The sequence below is a fragment of the Pseudophaeobacter profundi genome (genome assembly GCF_029697505.1).
Classification (GTDB): Bacteria; Pseudomonadota; Alphaproteobacteria; order Rhodobacterales; family Rhodobacteraceae; genus Pseudophaeobacter; species Pseudophaeobacter profundi.
Window position 1 is genome coordinate 24484 of record NZ_JARJEF010000012.1, and the last position, 12917, is coordinate 37400.

At 60.0% G+C, this 12917-nt stretch carries 11 protein-coding genes; 5 read left to right on the forward strand and 6 right to left on the reverse strand.

Going from position 1 to position 12917, the window contains the following annotated elements; genetic code table 11:
• Window positions 1–65 precede the first annotated feature (65 nt).
• Genes P2081_RS16665 through P2081_RS16680 form a run of 4 tightly spaced genes read left to right on the forward strand, consistent with a single transcriptional unit; the run spans window position 66 to window position 5353 of the window.
• The gene (locus tag P2081_RS16665; RefSeq protein ID WP_278923999.1) at window positions 66–1673 is read left to right on the forward strand and encodes a carboxyl transferase domain-containing protein; all 1608 of its coding nucleotides are present in this window, start codon (window positions 66–68) and stop codon (window positions 1671–1673) included.
• A gap of 2 nt (window positions 1674–1675) precedes the next feature.
• Entirely contained in the window at window positions 1676–3670 is a 1995-nt protein-coding gene (locus P2081_RS16670; protein WP_278924000.1) for an acetyl-CoA carboxylase biotin carboxylase subunit, read from the forward strand.
• A 10-nt stretch (window positions 3671–3680) separates the two neighbouring features.
• A complete protein-coding gene (locus P2081_RS16675) occupies window positions 3681–4556 on the forward strand; it encodes a hydroxymethylglutaryl-CoA lyase (RefSeq protein WP_278924001.1) in 876 nt (291 codons plus the stop codon).
• The gene (locus P2081_RS16680; RefSeq protein WP_278924002.1) at window positions 4553–5353 is read left to right on the forward strand and encodes a crotonase/enoyl-CoA hydratase family protein; all 801 of its coding nucleotides are present in this window, start codon (window positions 4553–4555) and stop codon (window positions 5351–5353) included. The genes P2081_RS16675 and P2081_RS16680 overlap by 4 nt, the downstream gene beginning before the upstream one ends.
• A gap of 85 nt (window positions 5354–5438) precedes the next feature.
• Here P2081_RS16680 and zapE read toward each other — a convergent pair whose 3' ends face one another.
• Entirely contained in the window at window positions 5439–6527 is a 1089-nt protein-coding gene (zapE, locus tag P2081_RS16685; protein ID WP_278924003.1) for a cell division protein ZapE, read from the reverse strand.
• A 288-nt stretch (window positions 6528–6815) separates the two neighbouring features.
• Here zapE and P2081_RS16690 point away from each other — a divergent pair, with 288 nt between their 5' ends.
• Window positions 6816–8057 carry an MFS transporter gene (locus P2081_RS16690; RefSeq protein WP_278924004.1) on the forward strand — a complete coding sequence of 414 codons (1242 nt, stop codon included), beginning with the start codon at window positions 6816–6818 and terminating at the stop codon, window positions 8055–8057.
• A 76-nt stretch (window positions 8058–8133) separates the two neighbouring features.
• Here P2081_RS16690 and P2081_RS16695 read toward each other — a convergent pair whose 3' ends face one another.
• From P2081_RS16695 to sthA, 5 genes are all read right to left on the reverse strand, one after another.
• Window positions 8134–9051: an ornithine cyclodeaminase family protein gene (locus tag P2081_RS16695; protein ID WP_278924005.1), complete on the reverse strand. Its 918-nt coding sequence runs from the start codon at window positions 9049–9051 to the stop codon at window positions 8134–8136.
• The gene (locus P2081_RS16700; RefSeq protein WP_278924006.1) at window positions 9048–9668 is read right to left on the reverse strand and encodes an HAD family hydrolase; all 621 of its coding nucleotides are present in this window, start codon (window positions 9666–9668) and stop codon (window positions 9048–9050) included. Before P2081_RS16700 ends, P2081_RS16695 begins: the two co-directional genes overlap by 4 nt.
• 13 nt (window positions 9669–9681) lie before the next feature.
• Window positions 9682–10644, reverse strand: a complete 963-nt coding sequence (locus P2081_RS16705) for a DMT family transporter (RefSeq protein WP_278924007.1) — start codon at window positions 10642–10644, stop codon at window positions 9682–9684.
• 277 nt (window positions 10645–10921) lie between these two features.
• Window positions 10922–11380: a YaiI/YqxD family protein gene (locus P2081_RS16710; protein WP_278924008.1), complete on the reverse strand. Its 459-nt coding sequence runs from the start codon at window positions 11378–11380 to the stop codon at window positions 10922–10924.
• On the reverse strand, window positions 11377–12915 hold the full coding sequence (sthA, locus tag P2081_RS16715; RefSeq protein ID WP_278924009.1) for a Si-specific NAD(P)(+) transhydrogenase: 1539 nt from the start codon (window positions 12913–12915) through the stop codon (window positions 11377–11379). Before sthA ends, P2081_RS16710 begins: the two co-directional genes overlap by 4 nt.
• Between the last annotated feature and the right edge of the window lie 2 nt (window positions 12916–12917).

The following is a 12917-nucleotide window of genomic DNA, read 5'->3' on the forward strand; positions in this document are numbered from 1 at the left end:
GACGTTCCGATTTTATCATCGCAGGGCGCCAATCCGACCTGCGAAAACGAGAAGAAAGAAGCGAAATGACGATATTGCAAAGCAGTCAGGTGCCATCCTCTGCAGAGTTTCTAGAAAATGCAGCAGCCATGGAGGAGCAATACGCAAAGATTGCAACTGAAGCGGCGCGTATTGTCACCGGCGGTTCAGAATCTTCGCGGTCGCGCCATGTTGGGCGGGGCAAGCTGTTGCCGCGTGATAGAATTGCCGGGTTGCTGGATCTTGGGTCACCGTTTCTTGAGGTGGGCCTGTTCGCGGCCTCGGGTCTCTATAATGACGAAGTGCCCTCGGCGGGGGCAATCGCGGGGATCGGTCGCGTCGAAGGGCGCGACTGCATGATCCTGTGCAATGACGCGACGGTCAAAGGCGGAACATACTTTCCGATGACGGTGAAAAAGCACCTGCGCGCACAGGAAATCGCCGAGGAAAATCATCTCCCCTGTATCTACCTTGTCGATTCCGGCGGGGCGAACCTGAACAATCAGGACGAGGTCTTCCCAGATCGTGACCACTTTGGCCGGATCTTTTTCAATCAGTCCCGGATGAGCGCAAAGGGCATAGCGCAGATCTCTGTCGTGATGGGCTCCTGTACCGCTGGCGGCGCCTATGTGCCCGCGATGAGCGATCAAACCATTATCGTGCGTGAACAGGGTACGATTTTTCTGGCCGGTCCGCCGTTGGTCAAGGTGGCCACGGGAGAAATAATTGATGCCGAAACCCTGGGCGGTGGCGATACCCACACGCGGCTGTCTGGTGTGGCGGATTATCTTGCCGATGATGATCGCCATGCGCTGGCTCTGGCGCGCGAAATCATCAGCCACCTGGGGCCGGTTGCCCGCCCGACAGTCGATTTCAAGGCCCCCAAGGCACCGCTGTACCCGCCCGAGGATGTGATGGGGGTGGTCCCCGCCAATGACAAGACGCCCTATGATGTGCGCGAGATCATTGCCCGTCTGGTCGACGGGTCGGATTTCGCTGAATTCAAACCGCGCTATGGCACAACTTTGGTCACCGGCTTCGCGCATATTGACGGGGTGCCGGTTGGCATCATCGCCAACAATGGTGTTCTGTTCTCAGAAAGTTCGACCAAGGGCGCACATTTTATCGAACTGTGCTGTCAGCGGAAAATCCCGCTGCTGTTCTTGCAGAACATCACCGGTTTCATGGTCGGCTCGAAATACGAAGCGGGCGGCATTGCAAAAGACGGTGCCAAACTGGTGACGGCGGTGTCGACGGCTTCGGTTCCCAAGGTCACCGTGATCATTGGCGGGTCTTACGGGGCTGGCAACTACGGCATGTGCGGACGGGCATTCGGGCCACGCTTTGTCTGGAGCTGGCCGAATGCACGGATTTCGGTGATGGGGGGCGCGCAGGCTTCGGGCGTTCTGGCGGACGTACGCCGCGCCGCAATCGAGGCCAAGGGCGGCACATGGTCGGCGGAAGAAGAAGCCGCATTCAAGCAACCGACAATCGACATGTTCGAGCGCCAGTCGCAGCCGCTCTATGCTTCGGCACGGCTGTGGGATGATGGGATCATTGATCCACGAAACACCCGCGAAGTTGTCTCGCTCTCGCTTCGGGCCGCACTGAATGCGCCTGTCGAAGATACCAAATTTGGCCTGTTCAGGATGTGATGATGAAAAAGCCCTTCTCTAAAATACTGATCGCGAACCGTGGCGAAATCGCCTGTCGCATCATCCGTACCGCCCGTCGAATGGGGGTCGCAACAGTTGCGGTCTATTCTGATGCAGATGCGACCGCCATGCATGTTGCCATGGCTGACGAGGCCGTTCACATCGGGCCATCGCCCGTTTCCGAAAGCTATCTGCTGGGCAGCCGTATTATTGAGGCTGCCCTGGCGACCGGGGCGCAGGCGATCCACCCCGGTTACGGGTTTCTGTCAGAAAACCCCGATTTCGTTGATGCCGTCGATGCCGCTGGCTTGATCTTTGTCGGACCCTCTGCCGCTGCGATCCGCGCGATGGGCCTGAAAGACGCAGCCAAGGATTTGATGACCAAGGCTGGTGTGCCAGTGGTGCCTGGATACCAGGGGGTAAATCAGGATGCAGGCTTCCTAGCCGCCGAGGCCGAAAAAATCGGCTATCCTGTCTTGATCAAGGCGCGCGCCGGCGGCGGTGGCAAAGGCATGCGCAAGGTGGATAACCCGGCCGATTTTGCCGAGGCCCTGGCCTCGGCACAGCGCGAAGGGCAGGCCTCGTTTGGTGACCCGCATGTGCTGATCGAAAAGTTCATCACCTCGCCGCGCCATATCGAGGTTCAGGTGTTCGGGGATAACCACGGCGATGCCGTGCATTTATTCGAACGCGACTGTTCGCTGCAGCGCCGCCATCAGAAAGTCATCGAGGAAGCACCGGCCCCCGGCATGACGCCAGAGGTACGCGAAACCATGACGCAGGCGGCGGTGACGGCCGCAAAGGCGATCGGCTATAGCGGCGCAGGTACCATTGAATTCATCGTCGACGGGTCCGGTCCGCTGCGAGAAGATGGCTTTTGGTTCATGGAAATGAACACCCGCCTACAGGTGGAACACCCCGTCACCGAGGCGATCACTGGCGTGGATTTGGTTGAATGGCAGTTGCATGTCGCTGCTGGTGCGCCACTGCCACTGGCCCAGGACGCGTTGCAGATCAACGGTCACGCCTTTGAGGCGCGGCTCTATGCAGAAGATCCGTCAAAGGGGTTCCTGCCTGCCACCGGCAAGTTGGAACATCTGGCGTTCAGCGATCATGCCCGCAACGATTCAGGCGTGCGCAGTGGCGACAGCATCAGCCCTTTCTATGATCCGATGATTGCCAAAGTCATCACCCACGCCGCCACGCGCGCCGATGCGCTGGACGGGTTACTGCGCGCCCTGGGCGAAACGCATGTTGCGGGCACTGCCACCAATGCCGAATTCCTGTCGGCCCTGGCGCAGCATGACGGGTTCGTTAACGGCAGCTTCGACACCGGTGTGATCGAGCGCGACCTGACAGCGCTGACAGCAAGCGCGCCGTTGAGCGAAGCACATATTGCCTTTGCGGCCATCGCGGCGCTGAAGCTGGACCCCAAGGCGCGTGATTTCGGTTTCCGGCTTTGGGGAGAGGCACAACACGCGCTGCGCTTTGTCTATGAAGGTGAAGTGATCGAGCGTCGTATTACCCTGGGTGGCGATGGCTCTTTGTCATTTGCGGGCGAGGATAGCGCCCCGTTGAAACTGTCACGGCTGACAATTGATGGGGCGGTGATGACGGCCCGTATCGGCGATGTGAACACAAAGATCACGGCGCAGGTGCAAACGGCCGTACGCAACGCAGAGTTACTGATCTCGGTACTGAGCGACGGCGTTGTGCGCGATCTGGAATTGCCGGACCCACGGTCTGGTCTCGCAATGACGGCAGATCTTAGCGATGTTGTCGTCGCCCCCATGACCGGGACGATTGTCGCGTTGGGCGTTGCCGTCGGCGATCATGTGGAAGAGGGCACAAAGCTGGGGGTGATGGAAGCGATGAAGATGGAAACGTCGCTGTTGGCCCCACGTGCAGGCACCGTAGCAGCCGTGCTTTGTGCGGTTGGTGATCCGGTTGAGGGTGGCTCGGTTCTGGTCAACTTCGAAGAACTGGCCGCGGAATGAGGGGCCGAAAATGACCGAACATGTCCGCGTATACGAAGTGGGGCCCCGTGATGGCTTGCAGAATGAAACGGGTTTCATTCCGACCGCCAGCAAGATCGCTTTGATTGACCTGCTGTCGCGGGCGGGGTTCGAAAAGATTGAAGCCACCAGCTTTGTGTCGCCCAAATGGGTGCCGCAGCTGGCCGACGCCGCCGAGGTCATGGCGCAAATTACCCGCTCAGACGGCACCGACTATGCCGTTCTGACCCCCAACCAAAGAGGCTTCGAGGCAGCCAAAGCGGCGGGTGTGGATGAGGTTGCGATATTTGGCTCCGCGTCGGAAGCCTTCAGCCAGAAAAACATCAATTGTTCCATTGCAGAAAGTTTAGAGCGTTTCGCCCCCGTGGCCGTCGCAGCGCAAGAGGCAGGCATTCGGCTGCGTGGCTACGTGTCATGTGTGGTGGAATGTCCCTACTCTGGCATGGTTGATCCGGTGGCCGTGCGCGACACCGCTTTTGCGATGCGGGAAATGGGATGTTACGAAATTTCACTGGGCGACACCATTGGACGGGCCAGACCCGATGCCACGCTGCGTATGCTAGAGGCCGTTGTCGATTATGTACCAGCCCAAGCGCTTGCCGGTCATTTCCATGACACGGCCGGGCGCGCGCTCGACAATGTTTCCGTCGCGCTCGACATGGGGCTTCGTACCTTTGATAGCGCGGTGGGTGGTTTGGGCGGATGCCCCTATGCACCCGGAGCCAAGGGCAATCTGTCGACAACCTCTCTTGTCTCTTTTCTGGAAGAGCGCGGTTTTCATACCGGAATTGACATCACCCTGCTGGCGGAGGCAGAGGCCTTGGTTGCCTCTCTTGCGACGGGCGGCCACGGAAAGGTAGCACCATGAGCTTTGAAACAATTCGAGTGACGACAGACGCGCGCGGCATCGCCGAGGTCACGCTGAATCGCCCCGACAAACACAACGCAATGAATGCGCAGATGATTGCAGAACTGAGTGATGCCGCGCGTAGCCTGTCCGCAGATTCCACTGTACGCGCGGTGGTCCTGCGCGCAGAGGGGGCCAGTTTTTGCGCGGGCGGTGATTTAGGCTGGATGCGTGCTCAGGCGGAAAAAGATCGCGCAGGAAAGATGAAAGAGGCCGGTGCCCTGGCCACGATGCTGGGTCTTTGGAACGTCCTGCCCAAGCCGCTGATTGGTCGCGTTCATGGTGCTGCCTATGGCGGTGGCATTGGCTTGGTTGCGGTCTGTGACGTGGTGGTCGCTGAAGACGTTGCTCGGTTTGCTTTGACAGAAACGCGGTTGGGCCTGATCCCCGCGACCATCGGTCCGTTTGTTGTCGGGCGCATGGGCGAAGCTTTTGCGCGGCAGGTGTTTTTCACGGGCAAGCCGTTCGACACCGCTTTTCTGATGCGGGCGGGCATGGTTGCGCGTTCCTGCAGTGCCAAGCATCTGGATGCAGCAGTCGAAGACGAAATCAGGGCGATTTTGACCTGCGCGCCAGGGGCTGTCGCGCGGGCCAAGGAACTGTCCCGCAGGCTGGCGGGCATTGATGATCCTGCCAGTGCGGCGGACTATTCTGCCAATGCGCTTGCAGATTGCTGGGAGACCGAGGAAACCCAGGAAGGTATCGCTGCCTTTTTTGCAAAAGAAACGCCTTCATGGCGTCAGTCGAACGGAAGATAAGCGCATTCAAACAGCATAAAATACAGAAGACGGGTCAAAATGGTGGCGGCGTTTTACGGGATGTGAACGCCGCCAAAGACCAGTTTCACTGATCTGCCTGGGGATCGTCCTGGCCCCAGTTCTGATCCTGCATCTCCCGCAACCGGCTTGCCGTGCGCTCGAACTCGAAGGCGCCATCGCCTTCAATATACAGAAACTCCGGCTCTGCCGCAGCGGAACAGATCAGCCGTACGCGGGCTTCGTAAAGCGCATCAATCAGGGTGACAAAGCGTTTGGCTTCGTTGAAATTGCTGCGGCTGAGCCGGGGAATGTTCTCCAGCACCAGTACTTTGACCTTTTCCGCGATGGCCAGATAATCGCCCGGCCCCAGCATGGCACCGCAGAGATCAAAAAACGTTGCCCGTGCAATCCCGTTGCGAAAGGCCGGCAGCACAACATCGCGGCCTTTGACCTCTAGGTGCAGCGGCGCGGCTTCACCGCCGGACAGATCCTGCCAGATCGCTTGCAGGCTGGTGCGGGCAGCGGCATCGGCAGGGGTGAAATAGACCGCGCTGCCGGTCAGGCGATCCTGCCGGTAATCCACCGGGCTGACCATTTCCCAGACCTGCATCTTGTCTTTGATGAGGTCGATAAAGGGAAGGAACAGCTGCCGGTTCAGCCCGTCTTTATACAGCTCATCCGGCAATCGGTTAGAGGTGGTCACCACACAGACATCAGCGGCAAACAGCGCCTCGAACAGGCGGCCAACGATCATCGCATCGGTGATGTCAGAGATCTGCATCTCGTCAAAGGCGAGCAGACGCACGGATGCAGCCACCTCTTGCGCCACCGGGGCCAGCGTATCCTGCACGCCATCCTGACGGGCGGCGTGCATCTTGCTGTGAATTTCCTGCATGAAGGCATGGAAATGTACCCGCCGCGACGGAATATCGCCCAGGCTGTCGACAAAGAGATCCATCAGCATGGATTTCCCCCGGCCAACCCCGCCCCAAAGATACAGCCCCTTGGGGGCCGGCGCTGGGCTGGCACGACGAAACAACCCGCGTTTCACCGGTTCGGCCTGCAGCCCGGCCGATATGCGGTCAAACTGCGGCAGGACGGCTTCCTGGGCGGGGTCGGGGCGCAGATCGCCAGAGGCAATCTTTTGGGCGTAAAGCGTGCTGAGATCAGTCATGCCAGAGCCATAGCGCGCGGCGTCACAGATGGAAAGTCAGAGCAGCGCAAAGCTGTGTTGGCGCAACAGATGAAACACCCCAGCGCTGTTCTCGGCTTGACGCGCCTTGCAACCCAAAGATTTGGGCTGTCTCTTCATTGGTGGCGCCGCCCGAATGGATGGAGTGTACCAGATGGCGCGGGCATCAAGTCTTATACATCAATTTTCCTTAACTATAGGGACAGAATTCTTGATTTGACGCAGGTGGCAATTCCCATACTGTCGCGCCTCTGATCAGGAGAAATATCCATGTCCCGCAGCGCTGCGCCCCTGTTTACGCCGGTTTTGATTGTCGGTTGCGTTATCATAATGGCCAGCTTTGCGGTGCGGGCGTCATTTGGGGTGTTTCAGATCCCCATCGCCGAGGAATTTGGCTGGCTCAGGGCGGAATTTTCCCTGGCGATTGCCATTCAGAACCTGGCCTGGGGCATTGGACAGCCGCTGTTTGGGGCGTTGGCGGAAAAGATGGGGGATCGCCGGGCCATCATCCTGGGCGCTATCATCTATGCCGCCGGTCTGGTGCTGAGCGCCGGCGCCACAACCCCCTTTGAGATGCAGACCTATGAATGGCTGGTGGGCTTTGGCATCGCGGGCACCGGCTTTGGTGTGGTGCTGGCGGTTGTCGGCCGGGCGAGCTCTGACGCAAACCGGTCGATGTCACTGGCGATTGTCACCGCAGCCGGATCGGCGGGGCAGATCGTCGGTGCCCCAACGGCAGAGTTTTTGCTGTCTCTGATGAGCTGGCAATCGGTGTTTCTGGTCTTTGCCGGCGCGGTTCTGGCACTGATCCTGACGCTGCCCTTGATGCGCGCGCCACAGGTCGCCAGCAAGGCGCAGCTAGAGGCCAGCATGGGGACGGTCCTGAAACAGGCATTCAAGGATCCCTCTTTTACGCTGATCTTTCTGGGTTTTTTCTCTTGTGGCTATCAACTGGCCTTTATCACCGCGCATTTCCCGGCCTTTGTAACCGAGATGTGCGGGCCGATCCTGCCGGGCGGCGCGCTGCATAGTATCGGGATCACCACCACCTCGGCGCTGGGGGCGGTGTCGATTGCCCTGATCGGGGCGGCCAATGTCGGGGGGACGCTGTTTGCCGGCTGGCTGGGCAACCGCTACAGCAAGAAATACCTGTTGGCGGGGATCTATACGGCACGGACGGTTGTCGCCGCCACCTTCATCCTGCTGCCCATTACCCCGCTTAGCGTGATTGTCTTTTCCATCGTGATGGGGTCGCTTTGGCTGGCGACCGTGCCGCTTACCTCGGGGTTGATCGCCCATCTCTATGGGCTGCGCTATATGGGAACGCTGTATGGGATCGTCTTTTTCAGCCATCAGCTGGGCGGCTTCCTTGGCGTCTGGCTGGGCGGGCGGATGTATGACGTCTATGGCGATTACACCTTTGTATGGTGGATCGGCGTTGCCGTGGGCGCCTTTAGCGCAGTGGTGCACCTGCCAGTGCGAGAGACCGCGCCCAAGGGGCTGGCGGTCTGAAGCACTGACAATTGAAACGGCAACTCAAACGGTTGAGCAGGCAGGCGCTACGGCGACCTGATCTGGCCGCCTGTGCTCAGCCCTGGGCTTTCCATTTCTGCAAGATATGGTGGCTGGTCATCAGGTCCAGATGCGCGCCTCCACCATTTTTGAACAGGGTGATCGCGGCGGGGTCAAAGGCCGGAAACTGGTCAATGGCGTAGAAATCCGCCAGTACGTCGCTGCGCTGAATGATACCTTCGGCGAGTGGGATCTTGAATTCACCGATGTGATCCAGCGTGGTGTCAAAGCTGTCGCAATAGATCTGCGCCCGTGTCAGGGCAGTGTCATCCGCTTCGCGCATGTCGGGGCGATAGGCACCGATCATGTTCAGGTGCTGGCCGGGGCGCAGCCAGTCGCCCTTGATCACAGGAGAGGAAGACATGGTCGAGGTCACGATGATGTCAGCTGCCTTCACGGCCTGTTCCAGATCGCTTTCTACCTGGGTGCCGGGGTAGCGCGCGGCCAGCTCTTGTGCCTTGGCTTCTGTCCGGTTGCAGAGCCGGATCTGCGCCTGCGGATAGGCGGCGCCAAAGGCTTCGATCAAGGATCCTGCCACGGTGCCGGCACCAACGATTAGCACCTCGCGGCTGTCGGGGTTGGCCAGACGCAATGCCCCCAGCAGGCTGTCGCCTGCGGTCTTCCACTTGGTCACCAGATGGAAATCCACCAGCGCCTCTAGCGTGCCGTCCAGGTCAGAGTAGAGACAGACCGAACCATTGATCATCGGCTTGCCCGTATCTGGGTTGCGCGGGAAAATATTCGCGGTTTTCACCGCCAACCCCATGCCATCAATCCAGGCCGAGCGGCTGAGCAATGTGTCGGGGTCGCGGTAGAGAAAGGTATCGCCGATCTCGGCCTTGGGCAGGTCGTGGCCACGGGCCAGGGCCTGGGTGAATTCGACCCAGTTCAGCAAGGCTTCGCCGGCGTCAAAGGTGATGAAGGGAATGCTCATTGGGCGTCCTCTTGGCTGAGTAATCCTGCCGAGACCAGACGCGTGGCCCAGCCGTCGGGAGAGGTGAAAAGATGGGTCTGCCAGCCGCGCGCTGCGGCGGCCTCGATGTTTTCGGGCCGGTCATCGGCAAAAAGCAGGCGCTCGGGCAGCACTCCGGCCCCCTGTTCCAGATGTTGATAGATTTCATGGTCCGGCTTGATGCAGCCCAGATGGCCCGAGATATAGGATTGATCGAATTCATTCAGAAACGGGTAGGCCTGTCGCGCCAGATCAAAGGTGCCAATGCCAAAGTTGCTGAGGGCCAGAACCGGAACGCCGCTGGCACGCAGGGCGCGCATCAGGCGTACCGACCGGGCGATTTCGCGCGGGGCAAAGTCCAGCCAGCTGTCGTGCCAATGGCGGATTTCCTCTCGCCATTCAGGGTGTTGGGCTGCCAGGGCATAGACTGACTCGCGAAAGGGGTCGCCGCGATCCAGCCCCAAATTCATCTCATGCAGGGGGACTTCGGCAAACAGGCGTTGCCGGGTCTCTGGCCCGAGGCGGGCATCATAGAACCGCTCTGGGTCCCATTCGATCAGCACTTTGCCAATATCAAAAACGACGGCATCTATGGTCATATCGGTTGCTTTCCTACCCGGCGGCGCGTGGGCGCGGGCGGGTGACAGGGCGGTTGTTGCGGGTCTCGCGCCATACAGAAACAAGACCGGCTCCAATGATCAAGGCGCTTCCGATCCAGACCGGCAGATCGGGCCATTCTTGAAACACCAAAATCCCCCAGATCACCGCCATTGGCATGGTGATGTATTCAAAGGGCGCGACCAGACCGGCCTCGCACTGGCGATAGGCAAAACTGATTAGATAACCGCCGATTGATGCGGTCAGCCCGAGACAGACAAAGGCCCACCAATCGCCCGGCGCAGGCCAGATCCAGGCCCGCAGGATGAAATCCACTGCCGCATTGTCGCCGCTTGCAAAACGGCCATCGCCGGTGGCAAAGCCAACAAGACCGCTGATCAGCAGAAAGGCCAGCGAAGGATAAAAGGTCAGCGCCGCCGCAGTATCCGCGCCGCCTGCGCGCCGGGTCAGCACGTGCAGTGTGGCATAGCCGCAGGCGCCGAAGAGTGGCAACAGCGCTGCCGCCTGAAAACTGTCGGGACCAGGCCGCATGATCACCAGAACGCCGACAAAGCCCACGGCAACCGCGCCCCAGCGCCAGGGGCCGGGGCGTTCGCCCAGCAGGACGACGGACAAGACGGTGACAATCAGCGGGGTGGCAAATGCAATGGCCACAGCGTCGGCCATCGGCATGGTGGCCAGGCCAGTATAAAAACAGAGATTGGCAAAAATTACCGCAGTGCAGCGCATCAGATGCAATCGGGGCTGGCGGCTGCGCAAGACGTGATAACCGCCCTCTAGCGGCACGATGATCAAGAGTAGGATCGGCATTGCCACCACGGATCGCAGCAGAACCACTTGATAAAGCGGATATTCCCCCGAGAGAAACTTGACCAGCACGTCAATGATGGAAAAACAAATCGCAGAGCCCGCCGCGGCCAAGAGCCCCAGGATGCTGACCTTCAGGCTGTCGTTCATCTCTGCCTCCTGTTGTGCCCTGCCTTGATGCATCGCGCAAAACCTGCGCCGGGGCAATGGGGCGGTGGCGGAAAACAGGGCAAAAGCGGCGACAGGGAACGGGGCGGCAAAACGGTGGATTTGCTGAGAAGCGGTTTGAGGGGCAGAACTGCCCTCAAACGCGCCATATCGAGCCTATGTCTGGCCGATCCCGCCTCAAGGACAAGCCGCTGACGCGGGGGCTTTCGGCCCTCCTTGACCCGCGATCTGCCAGGGTAGTGGAAGGCGGGGCAGCAGGTTATCCGGCGGCTTTGGCAGCGCGGATTTCGCGTTCCAGCGCATCAAGAAAACGCGAGCGATCCGCCTTGGTGAACCCCTTGCCAGAGCCGCCGGCGCCAAGTGGGTTGGCGGCGCGCAGGTCTGCCATCAGGTCGCGCATCGCCAGTTGTTGGCCGATATTGGCCGGGGTAAAGCGTTCGCCATTGTGGCGCAGGACCTGGGCGCCAGCCTCGATGCATTTGGCGGCCAGCGGAATATCCCCGGTGACCACCACATCGCCCGCGCCGCAGCGTTCGGCGATCCACATGTCGGCCACATCCGGCCCGTCAGAGACGATGATATTTTCCACCAGCGGATTGCGCGAGGGGCGCAGGCCGCCATTGGAGACCACATACATCTTGATCTTGTGGCGGCTGGCGACCCGCTCGGCTTCTTCTTTGACCGGGCAGGCGTCCGCGTCGATATAAAGCGCGCTCACGTGTTGGCCTGCGTGCCGCCCTCGACACCATGGGATTTCTCCTTGGTCTTGGCGGTGGTCTTGGCCGGTGATTTTTCTGACGTTTTGGCGGGGGTTTCTATGGGGCGCCGCACCTTGAATTCTTTGGGGATGGGCATCCGGTTAAAGGCATCCAGACCGGCGATCTTATAGGCCTCGGCCAGGGTGGGATAGTTGAAGGTGTTCTGGACAAAATAGTCCACCGTGCCTTTCAGGTTCATCACCGCCTGGCCGATATGGATCAGCTCGGTTGCGCCTTCGCCAACGATCTGCACCCCGAGCAGGCGGCGGGTTTTCAGGCTGATCAGCATCTTCAGCATGCCATGTTCCAGCCCCATGATATGCCCGCGTGAGGTTTCGCGGAACCGCGCGATGCCCACCTCATAGGGGACGCCGCGTTCATTCAGCTCTTCCTCGGACATGCCGCAGGTGGACATTTCCGGTACCGAATAGATGCCATAGGGGTACCAGGGGCTTTCGGGCACCGTCGGCACCTCCATCGCATGGCAGGCGGCAACGCGGCCCTGCTGCAGCGAAGTCGAGGCCAGCGAGGGGTGGCCAATCACATCACCGCTGGCATAGATATGCGGCACCGCTGTCTGATAGCTTTTGCGGTCCACCTCAAGCCGGCCGCGGTGGTCGGTTTCAAGCCCGACAGCGGCAAGGTTCAGCCGGTCAGTGTTGCCCATGCGCCCCGCAGCAAACAGCAGCATTTCGCCGCGGACATGGCGGCCGTTTTCCAGTGTGACCTCGACGTGGCCGCCCGCGTCTTCGATGTGTTCGATGGCAGAGCCAAGCCGCAGATCCACGCCGTTTTCGCGGATCTGGTGGGTAAAGTCCTGGATCAGGGTGCTGTCGATGAAATCGAGAAATGTATCGCGCGGTTCGATCAGGGTGACGCGCACATCCAGCGCCGAAAACATGGTGGCATATTCAACACCGATCACCCCGGCGCCCACCACCACCAGCGAGCGTGGGATCTGCCCCATTTCGAGGAATTCGTCGCCATCCACCACCGTGGTGCCGTTAAAGGGGACGGTGTCGGGGCGATAGGTGCGGCTGCCGGTGGCAATCAGGAATTTACGCGCGGTAACGCGGGTGCTGTCGCCTGCTTCTGTTGCCACTTCGATTTCATGCGGGGCGATAAACTTGGCCATCCCGTAAAGGGTTTCGATGTGGTTGCGGTTGAACTGGTGCTCCAGCACATCGACTTCGTGGTCGAGGGTCATATGCAGCCGCGCCTTCAGGTCGTCGGCCTGGATTTCGTCCTTCACCCGGTAGGAGCGCCCGTAGAAGCTGCGCTCACGCCAGCCCGACAGATTCAGTACGGTTTCGCGCAGAGTTTTGGAGGGGATGGTACCGGTATGCACCGAGACCCCGCCCAGCCGATCTTTGCGATCCACCACCAACACCCGGCGTTTCAGTTTGCCGGCCTGAATGGCTGCAGTGCGCCCCGCAGGTCCAGAGCCGATGATCACCAGGTCGTAGTCGAATTCAGTCTTGGGCATATCTGTCATAG

Coding starts and splice junctions, on each gene's coding strand:
- P2081_RS16665 (WP_278923999.1), top strand. CDS start 66: ATGACGATATTGCAAAGCAGTCAGGTGCCATCCTCTGCAGAGTTTCTA.
- P2081_RS16670 (WP_278924000.1), top strand. CDS start 1,676: ATGAAAAAGCCCTTCTCTAAAATACTGATCGCGAACCGTGGCGAAATC.
- P2081_RS16675 (WP_278924001.1), top strand. CDS start 3,681: ATGACCGAACATGTCCGCGTATACGAAGTGGGGCCCCGTGATGGCTTG.
- P2081_RS16680 (WP_278924002.1), top strand. CDS start 4,553: ATGAGCTTTGAAACAATTCGAGTGACGACAGACGCGCGCGGCATCGCC.
- zapE (WP_278924003.1), bottom strand. CDS start 6,527: ATGACTGATCTCAGCACGCTTTACGCCCAAAAGATTGCCTCTGGCGAT.
- P2081_RS16690 (WP_278924004.1), top strand. CDS start 6,816: ATGTCCCGCAGCGCTGCGCCCCTGTTTACGCCGGTTTTGATTGTCGGT.
- P2081_RS16695 (WP_278924005.1), bottom strand. CDS start 9,051: ATGAGCATTCCCTTCATCACCTTTGACGCCGGCGAAGCCTTGCTGAAC.
- P2081_RS16700 (WP_278924006.1), bottom strand. CDS start 9,668: ATGACCATAGATGCCGTCGTTTTTGATATTGGCAAAGTGCTGATCGAA.
- P2081_RS16705 (WP_278924007.1), bottom strand. CDS start 10,644: ATGAACGACAGCCTGAAGGTCAGCATCCTGGGGCTCTTGGCCGCGGCG.
- sthA (WP_278924009.1), bottom strand. CDS start 12,915: ATGACAGATATGCCCAAGACTGAATTCGACTACGACCTGGTGATCATC.